At 50.6% G+C, this 19,602-nt stretch carries 21 protein-coding genes; 4 read left to right on the plus strand and 17 right to left on the minus strand.

Features of this window, described 5'->3' with window-relative positions; all coding sequences use genetic code 11:
* Positions 1-73: 73 nt before the first annotated feature.
* Together CLFS41_RS17430 and CLFS41_RS17435 are read right to left on the minus strand one after the other, a co-directional pair.
* Positions 74-1,177: a sialic acid TRAP transporter substrate-binding protein SiaP gene (locus tag CLFS41_RS17430; protein WP_007861786.1), complete on the minus strand. Its 1,104-nt coding sequence runs from the start codon at positions 1,175-1,177 to the stop codon at positions 74-76.
* Between the two features lie 39 nt (positions 1,178-1,216).
* Positions 1,217-2,137: a dihydrodipicolinate synthase family protein gene (locus CLFS41_RS17435; RefSeq protein ID WP_007861788.1), complete on the minus strand. Its 921-nt coding sequence runs from the start codon at positions 2,135-2,137 to the stop codon at positions 1,217-1,219.
* 166 nt (positions 2,138-2,303) lie between these two features.
* Here CLFS41_RS17435 and CLFS41_RS29080 point away from each other — a divergent pair, with 166 nt between their 5' ends.
* Positions 2,304-3,230, plus strand: coding sequence for an AraC family transcriptional regulator (locus CLFS41_RS29080; protein ID WP_007861790.1), 927 nt, complete (start codon positions 2,304-2,306; stop codon positions 3,228-3,230).
* A gap of 182 nt (positions 3,231-3,412) precedes the next feature.
* On the opposite strand, the gene CLFS41_RS17445 is transcribed toward CLFS41_RS29080, so the two are convergent.
* Positions 3,413-5,023 carry a mannitol dehydrogenase family protein gene (locus CLFS41_RS17445; protein WP_007861792.1) on the minus strand — a complete coding sequence of 537 codons (1,611 nt, stop codon included), beginning with the start codon at positions 5,021-5,023 and terminating at the stop codon, positions 3,413-3,415.
* A gap of 260 nt (positions 5,024-5,283) precedes the next feature.
* On the opposite strand from CLFS41_RS17445, the gene CLFS41_RS17450 reads away from it, so the two are divergent.
* A complete protein-coding gene (locus CLFS41_RS17450) occupies positions 5,284-6,306 on the plus strand; it encodes a zinc-binding alcohol dehydrogenase family protein (protein ID WP_007861793.1) in 1,023 nt (340 codons plus the stop codon).
* Between the two features lie 48 nt (positions 6,307-6,354).
* Entirely contained in the window at positions 6,355-7,029 is a 675-nt protein-coding gene (locus CLFS41_RS17455; RefSeq protein WP_045092994.1) for a GntR family transcriptional regulator, read from the plus strand.
* Positions 7,030-7,062: 33 nt separating this feature from the next.
* Here CLFS41_RS17455 and CLFS41_RS17460 read toward each other — a convergent pair whose 3' ends face one another.
* From CLFS41_RS17460 to CLFS41_RS17495, 8 genes are all read right to left on the minus strand, one after another.
* Positions 7,063-7,395, minus strand: coding sequence for a CGGC domain-containing protein (locus CLFS41_RS17460; protein ID WP_007861796.1), 333 nt, complete (start codon positions 7,393-7,395; stop codon positions 7,063-7,065).
* On the minus strand, positions 7,392-8,150 hold the full coding sequence (locus CLFS41_RS17465; RefSeq protein WP_007861798.1) for a hypothetical protein: 759 nt from the start codon (positions 8,148-8,150) through the stop codon (positions 7,392-7,394). The genes CLFS41_RS17460 and CLFS41_RS17465 overlap by 4 nt, the downstream gene beginning before the upstream one ends.
* A 100-nt stretch (positions 8,151-8,250) precedes the next feature.
* Positions 8,251-9,273: a zinc-binding alcohol dehydrogenase family protein gene (locus tag CLFS41_RS17470; protein ID WP_045093066.1), complete on the minus strand. Its 1,023-nt coding sequence runs from the start codon at positions 9,271-9,273 to the stop codon at positions 8,251-8,253.
* 28 nt (positions 9,274-9,301) lie between these two features.
* A complete protein-coding gene (locus CLFS41_RS17475; protein WP_007861801.1) occupies positions 9,302-10,195 on the minus strand; it encodes an SDR family NAD(P)-dependent oxidoreductase in 894 nt (297 codons plus the stop codon).
* A gap of 28 nt (positions 10,196-10,223) precedes the next feature.
* Positions 10,224-11,495: a TRAP transporter large permease gene (locus CLFS41_RS17480; protein WP_007861803.1), complete on the minus strand. Its 1,272-nt coding sequence runs from the start codon at positions 11,493-11,495 to the stop codon at positions 10,224-10,226.
* A 3-nt stretch (positions 11,496-11,498) separates the two neighbouring features.
* Complete coding sequence (locus tag CLFS41_RS17485) at positions 11,499-11,978, minus strand: TRAP transporter small permease subunit (RefSeq protein ID WP_007861805.1); 480 nt, start codon at positions 11,976-11,978, stop codon at positions 11,499-11,501.
* Positions 11,979-12,066: 88 nt separating this feature from the next.
* Entirely contained in the window at positions 12,067-13,158 is a 1,092-nt protein-coding gene (locus CLFS41_RS17490; RefSeq protein WP_007861807.1) for a TRAP transporter substrate-binding protein, read from the minus strand.
* Positions 13,159-13,196: 38 nt separating this feature from the next.
* The gene (locus tag CLFS41_RS17495; protein ID WP_227162123.1) at positions 13,197-13,880 is read right to left on the minus strand and encodes a ribulose-phosphate 3-epimerase; all 684 of its coding nucleotides are present in this window, start codon (positions 13,878-13,880) and stop codon (positions 13,197-13,199) included.
* A 465-nt stretch (positions 13,881-14,345) separates the two neighbouring features.
* On the opposite strand from CLFS41_RS17495, the gene CLFS41_RS17500 reads away from it, so the two are divergent.
* Complete coding sequence (locus CLFS41_RS17500) at positions 14,346-15,026, plus strand: GntR family transcriptional regulator (RefSeq protein ID WP_007861809.1); 681 nt, start codon at positions 14,346-14,348, stop codon at positions 15,024-15,026.
* 115 nt (positions 15,027-15,141) lie between these two features.
* Here CLFS41_RS17500 and CLFS41_RS17505 read toward each other — a convergent pair whose 3' ends face one another.
* The 6 genes from CLFS41_RS17505 to CLFS41_RS17530 all read right to left on the minus strand — a co-directional run bounded on the left by CLFS41_RS17505 (position 15,142) and on the right by CLFS41_RS17530 (position 19,588).
* Complete coding sequence (locus CLFS41_RS17505; RefSeq protein WP_007861810.1) at positions 15,142-15,984, minus strand: class II fructose-bisphosphate aldolase; 843 nt, start codon at positions 15,982-15,984, stop codon at positions 15,142-15,144.
* Positions 15,985-15,996: 12 nt separating this feature from the next.
* On the minus strand, positions 15,997-16,317 hold the full coding sequence (locus CLFS41_RS17510) for a hypothetical protein (RefSeq protein WP_045092995.1): 321 nt from the start codon (positions 16,315-16,317) through the stop codon (positions 15,997-15,999).
* 30 nt (positions 16,318-16,347) lie between these two features.
* On the minus strand, positions 16,348-17,346 hold the full coding sequence (locus tag CLFS41_RS17515) for a dihydroxyacetone kinase subunit DhaK (RefSeq protein ID WP_007861812.1): 999 nt from the start codon (positions 17,344-17,346) through the stop codon (positions 16,348-16,350).
* Positions 17,347-17,362: 16 nt separating this feature from the next.
* The gene (locus CLFS41_RS17520) at positions 17,363-17,983 is read right to left on the minus strand and encodes a DAK2 domain-containing protein (protein WP_007861814.1); all 621 of its coding nucleotides are present in this window, start codon (positions 17,981-17,983) and stop codon (positions 17,363-17,365) included.
* A gap of 216 nt (positions 17,984-18,199) precedes the next feature.
* The gene (locus CLFS41_RS17525; protein ID WP_045092996.1) at positions 18,200-19,147 is read right to left on the minus strand and encodes a sugar-binding domain-containing protein; all 948 of its coding nucleotides are present in this window, start codon (positions 19,145-19,147) and stop codon (positions 18,200-18,202) included.
* A 6-nt stretch (positions 19,148-19,153) separates the two neighbouring features.
* Positions 19,154-19,588 carry a DUF2809 domain-containing protein gene (locus CLFS41_RS17530; protein WP_161797494.1) on the minus strand — a complete coding sequence of 145 codons (435 nt, stop codon included), beginning with the start codon at positions 19,586-19,588 and terminating at the stop codon, positions 19,154-19,156.
* Positions 19,589-19,602 lie beyond the last annotated feature (14 nt).

Below are 19,602 nucleotides of genomic sequence, written 5' to 3' on the forward strand. Positions count from 1 at the left end.
CCTTTCACAAACAGGGAATAGGTATGGCCTACTCCCTGCCTATCAGCACATGGTCAGAAATCAGCACAGCTTCCTAGTTGGCCATTGCCTGGATCCTGTCATACAGATCCATATCCCATGTTTCCGTCTGTTCCGGATGGTTTGTATAGTAAGCCTGAACCTTTTCCTTAAACTCCACCAGGTCAGGGTATGTGATGGTACAGCCCTTTTCCTCAAGGAAGGCAATGTCCTTTTCCTCCTCCTCAATCCTGGCATCATCATTTACGCTTCTTGCGTATTCCATGGCCTCTGTCACCGCTGCCTTCTGTGCATCGGTCATGCTGTTCCAGGTATCCGTATTGATACAGGGAAGAATGGAATCGATCACATGATTGGTGATGGCTATATAGGGCGCCACCTCATAGAACGCGGCGCTGACATCCGTGGGAAGGGGATTCTCCTGGGCATCCACTGCGCCTGTCTGCAGCGCGGTATACAGTTCGGAAAAGGAAAGAGGGGTGGGGTTGGCTCCCAGGGCCTCGCCCAGGTTCAGCCAAGTCTCGGAGTTGGGCATCCTGAGCAGTATCCCGCTCATATCCTCGTAGGTGTTGATCTCTTTATTTCTTGTATTCACCACACGGCTTCCCAGATAAAAAGCGGACATTGGGATACAGTTGATCTGGCTCTGGATGTTTCCAAAGATCTCCTCCCCAAGCTCTCCGTTCAGCGTATTGGTCATATGGTCATAGGAACTCCAGAAATACCCCGATGCCACCATGGAGCACCATTCCAGGCCCGACTGTGTGGCCAGTGTGGGGAAGGATATGTAGGCCAGATCCGCATCCCCGGACAGCAGGGCATCAAATTCATTCTCAGATGAGAACAGAGTACCGTCTGAGTATGTTTTACAGGTGACGGAGCCTCCGGACAGTTCCTTTACCTTTTCTGCAAATGCCGTCATGGCAATGGTATGGGAATCGCCTGTCACGGACACTGAGGTAAAGATCAAATCCACGGACGGATCCGCCGAGGCGTCCGCCGTCCCCTGGGAACCGGCTTGTCCCTCTGATTCCTTTGACGCATCAGCCGCCGGCGCCTGGGCCGGTGCTGTCTCTTTTCCTGAACTGCCTGAGCAGCCTGTTAAAGCGCCTGCTGCCAGTGATGCTGAAAGTACCATTGCTATCAATCTCTTCTTCATAAATGTAATCCTCCTATACATTTCCATTGTTAACGTGACTTATACTCCAAAAAACCTGTTCCTGTACACCTGTGTAATGGCATGAAACTGTTCAATCTCCATCCTCTTGCTCTCTGTCAGAAGGGATGCATCCTTTGATCGGGTCACCAGGCTCATATCCACGCCCTCCAGCTGCATGTGATACTTACAGTTGACAGGGTAAACCTGGCACTCCACCATGGAGGCGGCTCCCAGGAAATCCATGAGCTCCTTTGCCCGCTCCGGTTCCTTATGGTAATTGCTGCACATCCATGCATACAGATCCCCATGGAAGTTGGCCATGACTCCAGAATATCCTGCGCACCCCATTTTCAGGCTTTCCAACAGGGTTGCCGCATTGGCGTTAAAGATCTTAAGAGCGGTTCCCTTTACTGCCTCACACTTTGCCTTCAGCTGTTTCAGGTCACAGCATGTATCCTTTAAGAACGCAAATTTTCCTGTCTGGGCGCACCACCTTAATAATTCAGGGGAGAGCAGGCGCTTATAGGGGGCCGGGCATTCGTAAACCCCAAAGCTGTCAGCCTCAACATGGTCCAGCAGATATTCAATGTTCTTTTTTGCTATGTCCTCACTCTCCCCCTCCTTTGCAAACTGGTTTGAGATAAACACATAAGACTCCGCCCCCGCATCAATGATCGCCTGGGCTTCCCGTACCTGATCCTCCATCTTTTCAGCCACATGTCCGGAGGCAATGACACCCATATGCTTTGGTGTATTACGGATCACAAACCTTGCCAGCTCTAACCGCTCCTCCTTATCCAGGAAAAACATCTCGCTGGACTGGCAAACCGCGAAAATTCCTGTTACATTCATCCTCTCATACCACTGGATGATCCTCAGGACCGCATCATAATCAACCTTGTTGTCGGCAGTGAAAGGCGTGATCATGACCGGCCATACGCCACTTGCTATTTCTTTCATCTCATTCCTCCATTTTGATTTTTTATGTCAGACATAGTATAATGTTTTTAGGTTTGAATTGCATCCAATATAATATCTAGTACTATTTCATACTTTTTGTGAACTGGATCAAATTCTTATTGTGTTTTCAGAAATAGTCTCACTAAAGCAAAGGAGGGTCCCAACAATGCCTGAAATTTTTGATGATTACTGCTGGCAGAAGCATAAGCAGGTCATAACACGGGAAAAGCATCATATTCCAGGCCTGGCGAACTTTGCCCACTGGCGTATGAATTCATCCATCCCCCCAAGCCCCACCCATTACCACTCGGATATATGGGAAATCCACTGTATGATCAAAGGAAAGAGGATTTCCTTTTTAGAACAGATGGATGGACGTGTCTCCTACACCATCACCGGAAACGAAGCCTTTATCACCTTCCCCTATGAACTCCATGGGAACGGCAACCTGCCCCAGATGCCCTGTGAGTTTTACGCGTTCCAGATCGATATGAAGGAGCGCAATAACCTTCTCTGTCTGAACAAGGAGTACAGCAACGCTCTCTGTGACTATCTGCTTTCCATCAAGCACCGCCATCTGCAGATGTCAACCACCGAAATCCAGCTCATACGCATGGCCTTCAACTTATTTTCCAGTGAAAATATACAGGATGTGAGAAACGGGGTTTTATTTTTAAGCTGTTTCCTCTCCAATCTGTGCTATATGCTTCCAGTGGAAAAAGGAGCGATCCATCCCTTTAACCCTAACATCCAGCAATCCATTGATTACATCCGGGAAAACATCAGCAGGTCCCTGTCCCTTCAGGAACTGGCTGAAGCCTCAGGCTATTCCCTGTCCAGGTTTAAGACAAAATTTAAGGAGGAGGTGGGCATCACCCCCAATGAATATATCCTGCTCCAGAAAATGGAACAGGCCAAGCACATGCTGGAAACCAGCGATATCCAGATCACAAAGCTGGCTTACGAACTGGGCTTTTCCTCCAGCAATTATTTTTCCTCAGTTTTCAAAAAGCTGTTAAACTGTAATCCAATGGAATATAGAAAGAATTTTAACTCTTATCTGCAAAACTATGCCTCCAAACATACACTGTAAAACGTGGTATGGAAAGTGCAGCAATAATATAAAAGGAAGAAACGGCAAAAAAACGGCCCGGCAGAACGCCCGGACCGCAGAATGCAGACAAACTAATTTTTGTTTTAGGGTTCGAGGGGAAAGCCCCTCGGACTGATTTCCTTATGGTGTATGCCTATAATATTTCCCTATGGTATCTGAAACTATCCAACATACTTCTTAAGTGTGGCTCTCACAGCCCCCGGGCCTGCAATCTCCTCCTGGAACATTGCCTCCACCGTCTCGCCGATGCCGGCCTCATAAAGGTCGATTCCAAAGATATTGGCATTGGAAAGGATGGGCTTTAACTGTCCCGTGTAGGACTCAGGCGTTCCAACCTGGATTCCCTTTAACGCAGCTGTCAGCTCAGGCACCATGGGATCGGCTGAAAGCTCAAATGCATTGCCCTCATCATCCACTGCCAGCAGATACCTGCACCAGCCCGCAAGGGCCAGGGGAATGGCCTTCAGCTTCTTTGCATCGCCATACTTTTCAACATAAGCCTTGATGGTCTCGCCATAGCGGATCCCAACCTTTTGTGAGGTGTCAGTGGCGATCCTCTGTGGCGTATCAGGCATAAAGGGGTTGGGGATCCTCACATTGATGACTTCATTTACAAAGTCTTCAGGGGACAGGATGCCGGGGTCTGTCACAACAGGCATTCCCTCCACCGGACCGATCTCATGGACCAGCCTGTTCAGCTGCTCATCCTTCATCTCATCCGCGATCAAGGTATATCCCAGCACGCAGCCGTATACGGCCAGAGCTGTGTGAAGAGGGTTCAGGCAGGTGGTTACCTTCATCCGCTCCACCTTGTTGACCGTATCCCTGTCAGTCATATATACGCCGGCCTTTTCCAGGGCAGGCCTGCCATTGGGGAACTTGTCCTCGATCACCAGGTACTGAGGTCCCTCTGCGTTTACAAATGGAGCAATATAAGTCTTCTTGGAGGTGATGACCGGGGCCATATCCTCCACACCGGCCTTCTCCAACTCAGCGCATACGGAATCCGCGGGGCGTGGGGTGATCTTATCGATCATGGACCAGGGGAAGGAAACCTGGTTCTCATCAGAGAGATAGGCAATGAATCCGTCCTCCACATATCCCTTCTGGTTCCATTCCTTTGCCATGGTAAGGATGGAGCTTTGAAGCTTCTCACCATTGTGGGAGCAGTTATCCATGGATACCACTGCCAGCGGAGCCTTGCATGCCTTATATCTCTCATATAAGAGAGCGCATACAACTGCCATGGCAGATACGGCCTTGTCCGGACCATTGTCAATGTCCGCCTGTATAAATGGGAAATAAGTTCCGTCCGATCCCTTCAGGGCATAGCCCTTTTCCGTTATGGTAAAGGAGATCATCTGAAGCACCGGATTGATAAAAATCTCCTTTAAACGGTCCCACTCCTCTTTCACCCCTGACTGGGCCTTCAGGGCCTCGGTAAGAGATCCGATGACCTTCTTGTCCGTGGAACCGTCAGCCTTTAAGGTAACTGCCAGCACCAGGTTATCATAGGGCTTATATATCTGATCAATCACATCAAAATCAAAGGTTTCCACGCAGGTGATGCCCTTGCTGCTCTCCCCGCTCTCGATCAGCCTGTCCGCCAGTCCGCCGATAAATATACGGAAAATGTTCCCTGCTCCAAAGTGCACCCACACAGGCGCCTGCTTTGTCTCTTCCGCCACTGCACGGGTATCGTATTTAGGAAGTCCGATACCGGCTGCTTCCCACAAACTCTTGTCTTTTAATCCTTCCAATGTTAGTTTCATCTGATTACCCTTTCCTTTTGAAATAAGAATATTGATAGATTACAAATAAAGCAAGTCTCACTAGTATGGTAGTATATGGAAGCTTTATTTTCAATATGTAATTTTTCACAATATTTATTATGTATTTTTATGAAAAACGCTCATATTTTTCCATTTTATTTTCCGCCATTGACAATTCCGTCAAGGGGCATTAGTATACTTGTATGGTAGTTGATGTGATGCAATAACACAGAAAATCAATGAATTAAAGGAGAATGATTATGAAAGCCGTACAGATTGTGAAACCCAATGAATTAAAGCTGATCGACATTGAAAAGCCCGTGATCACAGAAAAGGACAATGTTCTTGTTAAGATGACCGCTGCAGGGATCTGCGGTTCCGATGTGGGTATTTATCACGGGACCAACGCGGCAGCCACTTACCCCAGGATCATTGGTCATGAGATGGTGGGCAGGGTCGAGGAAGCGGGCCCTGGCGTAGCCAACCTGAAAGTAGGCGACAGGGTTATCATCAATCAGGTCACCAGCTGCGGGCACTGCTACCCCTGTAAGATCGGCAGAGGAAATGTATGTGACAGCCTGGCTGTACGGGGCGTGCATATTGACGGCGGTTACAGGGAATATATTGCTGTTCCGGAATCAGACTGTTATATCCTTCCTGAATCCCTGTCCGACCAGGATGCTGTCATGATCGAGCCCACCACCATCGGTATCCAGTCCTGCACCAGAGCGGATCTTGAAAAGGACGACCTGCTGCTGATCTATGGTTCCGGCGCCCTGGGCAGCTCTATCTTAAAGATCGCACGCCTTCTCTGCGACCACATCATTGTTGCCGATGTGGTGGATGATAAGCTGGAAGCGGCAAAGGCCAACGGAGCCACCCACACCATCAACGTGCTGAAGGAAAACCTGATCGAAAAAGTAAAGGAATACACCTATGGCCACGGCGCCACTGTATCCATCGATGCGGTGTGCAACAAGGATTCCCTGATCAATCTGCTCCAGGCCACAGGCAATGCGGGCCGCGTTATGACCATGGGCTTTTCCACTGCTCCCACAGAGATCAACCAGTTCCTGATCACCTCCAAAGAGCTGGACGTTAGAGGCTCCAGGCTTCAGAACAAAATGTTCGGCAAAGCCATTGAGCTGGTAAATGAGGGCAAGCTGGACCTTACAAACTCCATCTCCCACACCTTCCCCCTGACCAAAGCCCAGGAAGCGTTTGACTTTGTGGACAGCCACGACCCATCCATCCGCAAGATCGTACTGACCTTTGATTTTTAAAATAATGGAAATGAACCAGAATATGTAATAGATCAGCGAGGATATGATATGGAACTATTAGACAGGCAGCCATCTGAAAACGCGCGCTCCTATGCGCTGCGTGTTCTTCTGTACAACATCATCACCCTTGAACTGGCGCCGGGCAGCGCTGTCAGCGAAAACGAGCTCTCCCTTTTGTTAAAGCTTTCCCGCACTCCGGTGCGGGAGGCCCTTATTGAGCTGAGTAAAATGGGCCTGGTGGACATACAGCCCCAGCGCGGCAGCTACATTGCCAAAATTGACTACGAACTCATTGAGGAGTCCCGTTTCATGCGCCTGGTGTTGGAGAACGCGGTGTTAAAGCTTGTGTGCGAAGGCATTTCCCAGGAATATGAGACATTGCTGAAAGCAAACCTGGAGGATGAGATACGGTATCTGAACGCAGTCGACTATACCCGGCTGTTTGAACTGGACACGGACTTTCACAGGCTGTTATTCCTGTCCGTGGGCAAGGGACGCACCTACGAGGTCATCCATTCCCAGATGGTGCATTTTGACCGGCTCAGGGCCTTGTCCCTGAAATCCCTTAAGCCGGATAAGATCGTGGAGGACCATGAAAATATCCTGTATGCCATTGGCCGCCGCGACAGCGAACTGGCCGAAATGCTCATGACCCGGCACCTTACAAGGCACCGGGTGGAAAAATCAGAACTGGTGAAGCGTTATCCCGGCTACTTTGCGTGAACCGGAACGTTGCCGCGATCCATATTCGGGATCTCAGTGTGTGAAATCCAGATACTTTACCGTATCCGGCAGATCCATCTGTATGACTTCCTTCATTCTTTTTGCAAAGGGACACGGATATCCAATGGGTGTCCCTTTTTGTATGCAGGATGCAAATACAATGGTATCCGCTCCCCGCTTCACAAGCTCCCGCGCCCTGAGCACGGCCTTTTTCCCCGGACATCCGCCGCAATTGATAAAACCAATGACCTCAATCTCCTCGTCAATTCCCTCAAACGCCCCCTTTTTCTCCCGTATCATCCTGAAATCCGTGGTTCCCGGGCAGTAATCCTCGGTCTGCATACATCTTATGATCCCCGCTTTCATTCCCTTTTCTCCCCCTTACGCGTTTTAGATAACCTTCCCCTTGATGCCCTTTTCTCTTGGATTTTGGCCAGCTTTGCAAGGATCCTGGTCGTATCAGCCACATCCAGGTCCCCTGTTTTAAGGAGCTCCGTGTTTTTCAGATACTCCATAAACTGCTTCTGGGTAAAGACAGAATCAGAAGGGCCGTACAAAAGGTTCACACGTGGATTGGTAAACACGGTTACAATGTTCAGATCCCCGTTGATCCCCTCCTCATCCATGGCAGCGCGCACCAGGTCATACTGCTCCTGGCAGAACACCCGCGGATTGGTGAACATCAGGTCCTTTCCGTTCATATGCTGGTTCCAGGGTTTGGATCCCTCCCCAGGGGTAATGGTGCCTCCGAATCCCACGCAGTGGATGCCCGTCACACCGTGAGGCGCCACCAGGAGAGCCACCAGAAGGGCCGTCTTTCCCTGGTATTCCACCATACCTGGCGCCACAACACTCATACCGTTCTTGCCTGCAAACTTCAAAAGCTGGGAAACAAATATGGTGAGGTCGCCTTGGGTGCCATTCTTCTGTTTTGGCTCCCGGCCCCTGCTTTTCTCCGCAGTCCGCCCCTCTTCCCCCTGCTTTTCCTTCTTCTTGTTAATGCCCAATAACAGCTCCGACATACTCTTTCCTGTCCGTGACTGTATCCTTGGCAGCACGACCAAAAACAGGGCCGCTATTACTGCGATCAATACGATCTGCCCTGTGGAACTATCCTGCATGGTATTACTCCTCTCTCAAAACTTATTTATCAGCCAGTATCTGTTTATTATACCATGTCAGCGGGCAACCAGCAATGTTGGTTTTTAGGTCGTTCCAACCTCAGTCAAATGTGAGGACCACCTTGCCCGCACCGCTGCCCTTATCAGCCAGCACGGCAAATGCCTCCTCGTATTTTTCAGCCGGGAACACATGGGTTATAAGCCGGTCCACCCGGTCCAGGCGGTTTGGAAGCTGTTCCAGCGTTTCCGGGAATTTTTCCATCTGGTGCCTGGTCCCCAGGATGGTGAGTTCCTTTGCATTGACCGCCTTAAAGTCGATTGCAATGGGTGTCTGGCCAAATGTCATGGCCACCAGGCGGCCGGCCGGTGACAGGATCTTTACGGCGTGTTCCAGAAGAGCCGGGATCCCCGCTGCCTCAAACACCACATTGACCCCCTCTCCCTTTGTCACCTCCATGATCAGTGCGTCCAGATCCTCCTTCATGGGATTGACCATGTGATCCGCCCCAAACCCGGCTGCCATGGCAAGCCTGTTTTCATTTGGCTCGGATACGATCACCACCGCTCCCCGGCTCTTAGCCACATCCGCTACGATCAGGCCGATAGGCCCTGCCCCGTGGACCAGGACCACGTCCCCGGGCCTGACATTGCCGCGCCAATTGGACTGGGATCCAATGGTGTAGGGTTCACACAGGGCTGCCTGGACATAACTCATTTTACGTTTATCATATTGGTACACCTGGGACCGCTTTACCACTGCATACTCCCTGAATGTCCCGTCCACAATACATCCCAGAACCTTAAGATCCCTGCACACATTGTGGTGGCCGCTGCGGCAGGCATAACATTTTCCGCAGTATGTAATGGGCTCAAATACCACCCCGTCTCCCACCTTAATATCCTTCACCGCCGTTCCGGCCGCCTCCACTTCTCCGGCCGCCTCATGCCCGATCACCCTTGGGTATACCGCATAAGGATTGCTTCCATGGGCCACATGCACATCGGACCCGCATATCCCCGCGGCACGGATCCGCACCAGGACCTGGTCCGGTTCGGTGATAACAGGCTTCTCTATGTCCAGCATCTCCATGTGGTTTGGTCCAATTACCGTAATTGCTTTCATTTTTCCGTCCTTTCCATCCATTCTGTCCTTAAATACCGGGGCAGGACAGGAATCCTCCGTCCACTGCGATCACCTGCCCCGTAATGTAGCCCGACATATCAGGATCTGCAAAAAACCGCAGCGCTCCCACCAGTTCCCTGGAATCCCCCAGCCTGCCCATGGGCGTGCGGTGGATCACATTGTAGTAGCGCTGGGTGTAGGTTCCGTCAGGATTCACGTACATGTCATGGTTTAAAGGTGTGAGGAAGTATCCGGGAGCAACTGCATTGACCCTTACCTTACCGAATTCATTGGACAGGTAATTGGACAGCCACCGGGTGAACATATCCACGGCAGCCTTGCTGGACGCATAGGCAGGCACCATGCTGAGGGCGTCATAGGCCGCCATGGAGGTGATGTTGATAATGGAATTTCCCTCCACTCCTACAAGGTCCACTGCAAATACCTGGCTGGCGATCACAGTCCCCAGCCAATTCACATTCATGACCCCCATCATCTTTTCAGCGTCAATGTTAAACAGGGTACGGCTCTTTCCCAGCAGTTCCCGGGCAGCTCCCCTGCTGTCCGGGCTGTCCGGATCAGCCTTTGATACCTGCGTATCCATCTCCTCCCCCTGCCTGTATGCTTCCACAGTCGTCTTGGCAAGGGGGTCCTGGATTCCGGCACAGTTGATCAGCACATTGCACTTTCCCAGTTTTTCCCTCACCTCCCGGCGGGCCTGTTCCATGGAATTTTTGTCCACCACATTACAGCGGACCGCAGCCGCAGTCCCGCCCTGTTCCCTGATTTTTGCCGCCACCCTTTGGGCAGCCTCCATATCATAATCCAGCACAGCGATCAGCTTACCGTCTTTGGCAAGCTCCACGGCAAACACACTGCCAAGGCCGCCGCCTGCGCCGGTTATAACAACAACCTGTCCCATTTTCCTCATCCTCCAACTACTTATAGTGTTAATTTAAAATGCTTGGTATCCACAGGGTAAGCTGGGGTACAAATGATACCAGCATCAGTACAAAAAGGCTCGTGGCCAGGAATGGAATCGTGGCCCTGAAAGCCTTAAAAGCAGAAATTTTTCCTATTTGGGCGCCTGTGCACACGCACATGCCCACCGGCGGTGTTGTCAGCCCCAGCATCAGGTTCAGGATCGCCATCAGCGCAAAGTGGACCGGATCCATCCCCACCGCGGTTGCCACTGGAAGCAGTACCGGAAAGGTGATCAGGATCGCCGCAAGGCTTTCCATGAACATACCCACAAACAGCAGCACCACATTGATGAGAAGGATCACCACAATGCGGTTATCCGTGATGCTGAGTATGCTGTTGGCCACCATCTGCGGAATGCGTTCCGCTGTCAGGATATAGGCAAATACATTGGCCAGGCCAATGAGCACGATAATGCTGGCGCAGGCCCTTATATTTTCCCACACAATCCTGGGCACATCCGTGATCTTGATCTCCTTATATACAAAGACTCCTACGATCAGTGCGTATACGCAGGTGACAATGGATGCCTCCGTGGGTGTAAACACACCGGAAAGGATCCCCCCAAGAAGGATGACCGGCATCAACATGGCCCAAATCGCGTCCTTGGTCGTCTGAGCACGCACCTTCCAGTCAGCCCTCTCATGCCTTGGATAATCGCGCTTTACGGAAATGATATAGGTGGGTACACAGAGGGCCAGGCCCAGCAGTATTCCCGGAATGATACCTGCCTGGAACATTTTCCCCACGGAAATACTTACGCAGGAACCAGCTATGACCATGGGCACGCTGGGCGGGATAATGGGACCCACCACCGAAGATGCCGCGGTCACCGCCACGGAAAAATCATCATCATAACCATCCTCCACCATGGCCGGGATCAACATGCTTCCCAGGCTGCACACATCGGCAATGGCGGTGCCGGAAATGCCGGCAAACACCATGCTTGCCACAATGTTTACCAGTGCAAGGCTTCCGCGGAAATGCCCCAGGAAGGAGTTACAGAAATTCAGGATGCGCTTTGTGATCCCTCCCCCGTTCATCAATGCGCCTGCCAGCATAAATCCCGGAATGCAGAGCAGGGTAAAGGAGTCCATGCCGGCATAAAACTTCTGGGCGATGACGGTCAGCGGTATTCCGTTTGCAAACAGATAAAACAGGGATGAAAACCCCAGTGAAAATGCAATGGGCACTCCCAATATCAGCAGTACAAGAAATATGATAAACATCATTGCAACCATATTTTATTCTTCCCCCTTTCCCATTTCCAGGATCTCCCTGATGATTCCGGAGACACAGTATACGGATGTCAGGGCGAATATCCCTACCGGAACCAGGTAGAAGATGCCCATGTTGATCCTCAGTGAAGTGGATACGGTCCTGAGACCTGTTTTCCAGAATATATGGGCCTGTTTTGTGCCTGCCACACCCACAACGCATATGAACACATAATCCAAAATGTTTATGATATGCCTGAACGGGCCATGCATATTGTTTGTCACAATATCGATAACCGCGTACTCGCTGTATTTGATGGCCATGGGCGCACCGAACATAATTGTGTACATAAAAAATAACCTTGTCATTTCGTCTGTCCAGGGAGCCGAGATCCCCGGTGTATACCGTGTGATGACCTGGACCAGAACGCAGATACTTACCAGGCCAAAGGAGAGGGCCGTAAGGTAGTGGAATATCTCATCCAGTATGTCAGTAATTTTCTTCATCGCTATCCCCCGACTGAAATCAAATTTATTAGCTGCGCTTTTATAAAACGCCGCCTGCTGCCCGCAAGCGGCGTCTAAAACCATCCTGTTATTTTGCATTGGCCTCGGACATTTCACAGATCTTCTGATACATATCCCAGAGTTCTGCCCCCTGGTCCTCCAGATAGGACTGGATCACCGGGCTCATGGCTTCCCTGACGGCCTCCCGGTCCACCTCTGTGTTAATTATCATGCCTGCGTCTATACACTTCTGGCGGTAATCATCCTTGTGCTCATAGTAGTAATCATTGGTCCACTGCTGCATTTCCCGGGATGTCTCTTCCAGCCAGCCCTTCATCTCATCATCCAGCCCATTGTAAAGGTCGGCCGAGATCAGATTGAGGATTGTTGAATATACATGGTTTGTCTCATTCACATACGTTTGTACTTCATAAAAGCTGTTGTCATAGATCATGTCATAAGGATTCTCCTGCATCTCCACAACCCCCTGGCTCAATGCGTTAAAGGTCTCTCCCAGGGCAATGGATGAGCACACAGCGCCTGCACTGTTCCACATATTGGTGTGCAGCGTGTTGCCGGACATACGCATCTTTCGTCCGCTCAGGTCAGCGGGGGTGTTGATCGGCACATTGGAAGTCAGCTGGCGGGCGCCGCGCAGCTGATACCACAGCACATGAAAGCCCGCTGTCTCAAAGTCGTTTTTGATGGAAGTTCCGATCTCACTCTCAACCATGTTCTGTACATCTTCCTCCGAGTTGTAAGCCCAGGGCGCTTCCAAAAGAGTGGCGCTGGGCGCATATCCGTTAAAGGATCCTCCGGACATGGTCATATCCGTTGTGCCCACCAGCATACCCGCCAGGGAATCCGCCTCTGAACCGGATGAACTGGAGGGATAGATTTCTACCACAAAGCGTCCGCCTGACTTTTCCTCCAGACGCTTCTTAAACTCGGTCGCCGCCTGCCCCCACGGATGGTCCAGGGATACGGTCAGATCATACTTCAGCTTTACGGTCTCCCCTGCGGCAGCCGCTTCCTTGCTGCCGGCAGCCGCTGCCTGAGTGTCCTTGCCCCCTGCCTCTGCCGCCTGGGTGGCAGGCGTGGCGCCCGAACCCGAACCGCATCCAAAGAGCATACTTGCACTTAATACCACGGAAATGATGACTGCTAATCTTTTTTTCATTCAATGATCCTCCTGTATTTATGTTTGTTTTTACTGTTTTAATAAGCCCGGATCCTGTCTATGCAGGCCGCATAATCCTCCTCCTGGAAAAACAGTTCCTGTTTTCCCAATACAAACCCCTCCACTCCGCAGTTATGGTACAGGTCGCTGATAATCTCCTTTGTGGCTCCCCCATCCAGCAGAAGGTGATAATCAAGTCCATGTTCCTCCCTGTAGCTGTTGAGTTCAATAAACTTCTGACGGGTATAGGGCATAAATTCCCTGCCTGCAAATCCGGGATTTACCGCCATGATCATGACATAATCCGTAATCGGAAGCATATCCTTCACACGTTCCAGCGCGGTACAGGGATTCAGGATAAGACCGGTCTTCTTGCCCTGCATCTGGATCAGCTCAAGGGTGGCGGACGGAATCAGTTCTGATTCCGGGTGGATATAAATGATATCAGCTCCTGCCTGGGCTACCTTTTCTATGTAGTTGTGCGGATTCATGACCATCATATGGCAGTCAATTAATTTGCGGGCCCCCCGGTCCGTAACCCTCCGGATCATCTCCAGTTCACGTACAGACATTCCAAAGTTTGGAACAAATGTCCCATCCATCAGGTCCACATGATAAATATCCATATCCGTGGCATCCAGTTTCTCAACCTCTTCCCTGATATTGTCGATGGCCAGATTTAATATGGACGGACACAATAATTTCGGCCTCATTTCCATCATGATAAGCTCCTTTTTAATGATTCCTTATTTGCGCTCTTAAAATGTATACTAGTATAACATCTGAGGCAAGTATAATACGATGTATATATAAAGTCAATGGGTTTTGTGATTTTTTATGTTTTTTACAACTTTATCTCTCCCTTATAGTGCTATTTTAACATATTTAATTGCTCATCATGTCTTTCACTATAAAATATTTTTAGTTTAACTCCATATTTTTTTACATATTATTACATTTATTTACTAATAATATATTTTATTCCATTCAATCTGGTATACATTTTTTTGAATTTCGGACGACTGTTTCAAATGAAATTTTATGGCATATTTACGTATAACACCAATTTTTAACAGTATAATATATTGAATTATTTGGGGTTATGTTATAGAATGTATACTAGATATTGTCATCTGGATATTACCAAATACCAAAAATATTGATTCATCTGACAGACAGGAGTAACTATGATCGAAACCATTCAGACACCGTCTAACCTTACCCAAATCATTTACCAGCATCTGTGGCATGAGATTGCTTCCCTTCACCTGATGCCGGGAGAAAAGCTCAGCGAGGTTAAACTGGCAAAAGAATTCAACTGCAGCCGTATTCCGGTCCGGGAAGCAGTGCATCTTTTAGCAGCTGAAAACGCACTGGAAGCCCGTCCTCAGAGAGGCAGCTACGTGACCCTGATCAATGTGCAGCAGCTGGAACAAATCCGTTATCTGCGTGAAGCTCTGGAATACAAGATCATGATGGATGGCTACCACACTGGATGTTTTGAATCCATTGTCCCATATCTGGAGTCCCTGGTAGCACGTCAGGAGGAGCTTCTGAATGCATCCGCATATGAACTGGCGTTTCAGCTGGATACGGAATTTCATAAGATATTTTATAATATGACACATAAGGAATTTGTGCTGGAACACACCGGTGAACGGGATATCCACTACATGCGGGCCCGTCTTCTTGCTCTCCGCCTGGAAAATCCCATTATGATGCCCCATCAGCACCGCGCCATTGTGGAATCCATTAAAAACCATGATGAGATCGGACTTCAAAAGGCAATTTATGGTCATCTGAATAATGTGAATATCATGTTTAATACCCTTCAGCCTGATCTGGAGCAGTACATCTGCCGAAATTAAAGACAGACGCCGCGCACAAAAAAACGTATGGTTCCCCGGTTGTTGTCTCCAAGGAACCATACGTTCTATCACATATGCGTTTATTCACTCCATTCCGGCAATGGATCCCATCCCCTCACTCCAGTGCAAACATGGCCATGGCCTTAAGTACGTCCGCCTCCATGGCATCCACTGCCGCCTTGGCCAGGTCATGGAAATACTTCACCTCTTTTTCCTCCAAAAGCTTCTTTACCGCCTTAACGCCTGCGTTTGACATGTAGGAAAAGTAATTGATCTTCCTGATACCGCAGCGGATGGCCTTTTGGGTATCCTCCACGCTGATCCCTGATCCGCCGTGCATTACAAGAGGAATGCCTGTGAGTTCTCTGATCTTTACGATCCGTTCAAAATCCAGGTTGGGCTTGGTGGTATAAAAGCCGTGTACCGTGCCCACGGATGCCGCCAGGGCATCGATCCCCGTATCCTTTACATACCTTGCAGCCAGGTCCGGATCCGTATACGCCTCGCTCACTTCCTTAAGGCCAAATTCCCGCCCCTCATGCCCGGTCACGATCCCGATCTCCGCCTCCACATCCGCGCCCGCTGCCTTTGCCAGGGCCACTACCTCCTTTGTCATACGGACATTTTCCTCATAGGAAAGGGAGGACCCATCGTACATAACAGCGCTGAAACCAATGTCCAGGGCCCGTTTCACATACTCTATATCCTCGCCGTGGTCCAGCATTACACACACGGGTACCTGGGCATCCTTTGCCATACGCACCATAATTGGGCCGATCACGTCAATGGACGTCTCGCACTCATGCAGCTGGGCGTGCTGGATAATAACGGGCTCGTTCCGCTTTTCGGCCGCCCCCAATACTGCCATCAGTATCTCCAGATTAGGTGTGTCAAAGGCTCCGATACAGCACCGGCGGTCCTCTGCATACTGCAGGACCTGATTCATATTGACTAACATCCGGCTATCTCCTTACTTTTCCTCATAAAGTTCAATAATGGCATCATCCCAAATCACAAATGCAAGCCTCACCCCGGGCCCCAGGTCCAGGGGACCAAATATCACCTGCTGTGCCAAGGCCGCATAGTGGTCCAGGTCATCTACCTTATAAGCCACATGAGGCTGCTTGGAAAGGATCTCAGGAAAGGGAGTCCCCTCCTCAAATTTCAGGTATTCGATTTTAAAATCATAGTCATCCACATTGCTGACCCAGAATTTCATGGCCTCGTTATAGGTCATTCCCTCTTTTTTGTTCAGGACCGGAATTCCAATGTGCATATATTCAGCCGCCATATCATATCCTCCTTGGTGCGGACACCTGTATTATTTTTTCATATAAGGGGTGTTGCAGGGTGCATTCCAGTAGTGGAGCAGCTCATCATCCATCCTTGCCATAAACATCTGGAATCCGGCCTGCTCCTGTACTGTCAGCAGCTCACCCACATGGTTGGCAACGATCTCTATATTCTTACCCTTGAGATATTCCACGCATTTGCGGTAAATAATAAACAGTTCCATCAGGGTGGTGGCCCCGGTACCGTTGAGGATCAGCATAACCTTCTCCCCTTCCTTGATATCCAGGTCAGCGATCAGGCCGTCCAGCATGATGACCGCTGTCTCATCCGCTGACTTCATGGGCTGGCGTCCTCCGCCGCCCTCCCCGTGCTGCCCCATGCCGATCTCCATCTCATCCTCACCCAGATCTGCCAGCAGGCTTCCGGTTGCAGGATGGGTCGCACCTGAAACAGCCACTGCCAGGGTGGCCATGTTGTCGGCAAAGCGCTGTGCCACTGCCGCCACCTCTTCCAGGCTCTTGCCCTCGGCGGCAGCCGCTCCCGCTATCTTGTAGGTGGGGATACAGCCAACCAGGCCGCGCCTGTCATCCGCATTGGACCTGGGCGCATTGGCAATGTCCTCCTGGGTCACTACCTTGATCACGTTCAGGCCTTCCTTGGCGCACTTTTTCATGGTCAGGTTGCCGGTCAGCATATCCCCCGCATGGTTCAGTACAATATAAAGTACGCCCTTTCCCTTGTCAGCCAGCTTGATGGCATCCAGGCATGCCTGCGGCCCGGGAGCAGCGAACACATCGCCCACAACCGACACATCCACCATACCCTCCCCCACAAAACCGCTGATGGCCGGCTCATGACCGGAGCCGCCCTGGGTCACAATGGTCACACGGTCCGCCTGGGCCAGCTTGTTATTGATGACCATACGGCTCTCCCCCAGGGAAACAAGATCCTTGTTTGCCAGTACAAAGCCCTCCAAAAGCTCAGGTGTCAGGTTCTCGGGATTGTTAATAAATTTTTTCATTTTCATACATGATACCTCTCTCCTATTTTAATCCGTCACACAGACCGGTGAAGAACAGCGATGTGCTCACTGCACCTGCGTCCGGTGTGCCAATGGTCTGTTCCTTATAGCTTCTGGCCCTTCCGTATTTGGAAATGTACTGTTCGCTCTCCTTTGCTCCCCTGACGGCCGCTTCCTTTGCAGCTTCCAGTATGGACATGATATCGTCCTCCGCCTTCTGCGCGGCTTCCACCGCCGGGATCAGGGCGTCCATCATGGTCTTATCGCCAATGCCCGCAGTGGTGATATCCTCCATGGCGGACTGGCACTCGGTAAACATTTCCTTTAAAGTCTTTGCATCAATGGGCTTACTGCCTTCCAATGGTCCTGAAAGGCCTCCGATCATGGTCCCATACAGGGGACCTGCGCTGCCCCCGCCGATCTCCATGGTGTTGTCCCCCAGGTCCTCGATAAACGTCTCCATGTCGTCATCTTCCCAGGCATTCATGCTTTTTTCCATCAGTCCGGCAATCTTCCCAATGGTTACGCCATGGTCCCCGTCCCCAAACCTGGAATCGATCTCACTGAGATAATCCTTGTTCTCGTTCCACAATTGGGCGATCTTTGTGAACATTTGTATAATCTCCGGTTTGCTTAGTAACATATGTAACCTCCTTTCACGCATTTTTTCCACATTACCCATGATTTTAGATTATCATTTTCTGACATTCTTGTCAATTTAATCTGTCTGCGATTCTATATTTTTAATATACTGCACAAAAAATGCGCAAGTTCTATGACAAACTGCGCATTTTAAGTTACATATGTAACTTTATTTTTCTTACGTATGACACCCGGCGCCGCCTTCCCGGGCCTTTGCCTATTGCTCCAGCATATCCCTTACCACATGCTCCGGGGCAAGGATATGGCCCAAATACCCTGTCTTCAGGGCTCCCCTTAAGGCCTTGGGGCTGGTATTGGCCGAACAGATCCCCACCACATGTTTTACCCGGGCCAGCAGTTCCAGGGGAATCTGTATGGCATAATCCGTCTTTGACCGGATCACGCGGCCTTCCACATCAATATAATAATTGAGGATCCTGCCCACCGCCTTCTGCTTCATCAGCTGGTCGCCGTACCTGGCCTCGGACGCAAAATCCGGCGTGGACGGAAAGTTTCCTATATTCACCAGAGCTACATCCAATTTCTCCCATGCCCGAAGGATCTCATGGTAATGGTCCAATGCCTTCATCAGCTTCAGCTCCTGCTCCGACAGCACGCAGGCGGGCGAATAGATAAATTGGGGCTGGGCCCCGCTGTGCTCCGCTATGGTGCGGACCAGTTCATTGGAGTGATAGTTCTTAAGCCCCACACCGCCGTTTCCGATCAGGGGGCAGACAGCCTGACACACGGGGACAAGGCGGTTTCTCTGCTCAATATGCCTTACCACATCCCCGATCACATGGCCCCATCCGATTCCAAGAGTGCCTTCTCCCAGGTTTTCCAGATAGCGGACAGCCGTCTCAGCCACCGCATCATTGGTGGTATGGTCATTCGGTCCGTCCCGCACCACCACTCCCTCGTAAATGCCGAATTTTCTGCCCACCTGCTCCATCAGGGATATCTGGCCGCTGTCCTTTGCCCCCGGCGCCTGGATGCGGATCGTCACGATCCCCACATCCCTGGCTTCCTTTAAAAGCTTGCTGACCATGGGCCTGGATATGCCGTACCGGACCGCGATCTCACTCTGGGTCCTGTCCTGTTCGTAATACATCCTGGCCACATCCACCAGGCGTTCTATCTTTTTTTCCGATTCTGCAGTACTCATACCCGGTCAGCTCCTGTCTCCCAATCTAATGTCATCCGGATCCCCCTGTTTTGTATCTCTGTATTTTGGTCCTATGTGCTCCATCCATTGCAGGATCAGGCATCCCGCCCCATAGCAGGCAATGTCCTTCCAGTCAAACACAGAACCCAGGATGATCCTGGCCGCTCCGCATCCCTCAAGTCCCAGGATCTCCACCAGGCGGAAATACTGCAGTACCTCCACGCAGACTGCAAACAGGAATACATAGGCCGGCAGATGCCGGATCCCTTCCGGCCGGAAGATCCGCACAAAGCAGTAGACCAGGACCACCACCAGCACATCCCCCATATAAGGCCGCACAAACCGGTCGTGGACCCATATGGCAATCGCCCCTTCTATGAGGAACAGGACCGCAAATGCAGCCATCCAGCGTCCCCTCCCATTTCCCCTGTGTTTCTCCATCACGATCTCCTCTC

The sequence above is a fragment of the Clostridium sp. FS41 genome, from assembly GCF_000954015.1.
Lineage (GTDB): Bacteria > Bacillota > Clostridia > Lachnospirales > Lachnospiraceae > Enterocloster > Enterocloster citroniae.

Coding starts and splice junctions, on each gene's coding strand:
- CLFS41_RS17430 (WP_007861786.1), bottom strand. CDS start 1,177: ATGAAGAAGAGATTGATAGCAATGGTACTTTCAGCATCACTGGCAGCA.
- CLFS41_RS17435 (WP_007861788.1), bottom strand. CDS start 2,137: ATGAAAGAAATAGCAAGTGGCGTATGGCCGGTCATGATCACGCCTTTC.
- CLFS41_RS29080 (WP_007861790.1), top strand. CDS start 2,304: ATGCCTGAAATTTTTGATGATTACTGCTGGCAGAAGCATAAGCAGGTC.
- CLFS41_RS17445 (WP_007861792.1), bottom strand. CDS start 5,023: ATGAAACTAACATTGGAAGGATTAAAAGACAAGAGTTTGTGGGAAGCA.
- CLFS41_RS17450 (WP_007861793.1), top strand. CDS start 5,284: ATGAAAGCCGTACAGATTGTGAAACCCAATGAATTAAAGCTGATCGAC.
- CLFS41_RS17455 (WP_045092994.1), top strand. CDS start 6,355: ATGGAACTATTAGACAGGCAGCCATCTGAAAACGCGCGCTCCTATGCG.
- CLFS41_RS17460 (WP_007861796.1), bottom strand. CDS start 7,395: ATGAAAGCGGGGATCATAAGATGTATGCAGACCGAGGATTACTGCCCG.
- CLFS41_RS17465 (WP_007861798.1), bottom strand. CDS start 8,150: ATGCAGGATAGTTCCACAGGGCAGATCGTATTGATCGCAGTAATAGCG.
- CLFS41_RS17470 (WP_045093066.1), bottom strand. CDS start 9,273: ATGAAAGCAATTACGGTAATTGGACCAAACCACATGGAGATGCTGGAC.
- CLFS41_RS17475 (WP_007861801.1), bottom strand. CDS start 10,195: ATGGGACAGGTTGTTGTTATAACCGGCGCAGGCGGCGGCCTTGGCAGT.
- CLFS41_RS17480 (WP_007861803.1), bottom strand. CDS start 11,495: ATGGTTGCAATGATGTTTATCATATTTCTTGTACTGCTGATATTGGGA.
- CLFS41_RS17485 (WP_007861805.1), bottom strand. CDS start 11,978: ATGAAGAAAATTACTGACATACTGGATGAGATATTCCACTACCTTACG.
- CLFS41_RS17490 (WP_007861807.1), bottom strand. CDS start 13,158: ATGAAAAAAAGATTAGCAGTCATCATTTCCGTGGTATTAAGTGCAAGT.
- CLFS41_RS17495 (WP_227162123.1), bottom strand. CDS start 13,880: ATGATGGAAATGAGGCCGAAATTATTGTGTCCGTCCATATTAAATCTG.
- CLFS41_RS17500 (WP_007861809.1), top strand. CDS start 14,346: ATGATCGAAACCATTCAGACACCGTCTAACCTTACCCAAATCATTTAC.
- CLFS41_RS17505 (WP_007861810.1), bottom strand. CDS start 15,984: ATGTTAGTCAATATGAATCAGGTCCTGCAGTATGCAGAGGACCGCCGG.
- CLFS41_RS17510 (WP_045092995.1), bottom strand. CDS start 16,317: ATGGCGGCTGAATATATGCACATTGGAATTCCGGTCCTGAACAAAAAA.
- CLFS41_RS17515 (WP_007861812.1), bottom strand. CDS start 17,346: ATGAAAATGAAAAAATTTATTAACAATCCCGAGAACCTGACACCTGAG.
- CLFS41_RS17520 (WP_007861814.1), bottom strand. CDS start 17,983: ATGTTACTAAGCAAACCGGAGATTATACAAATGTTCACAAAGATCGCC.
- CLFS41_RS17525 (WP_045092996.1), bottom strand. CDS start 19,147: ATGAGTACTGCAGAATCGGAAAAAAAGATAGAACGCCTGGTGGATGTG.
- CLFS41_RS17530 (WP_161797494.1), bottom strand. CDS start 19,588: ATGGAGAAACACAGGGGAAATGGGAGGGGACGCTGGATGGCTGCATTT.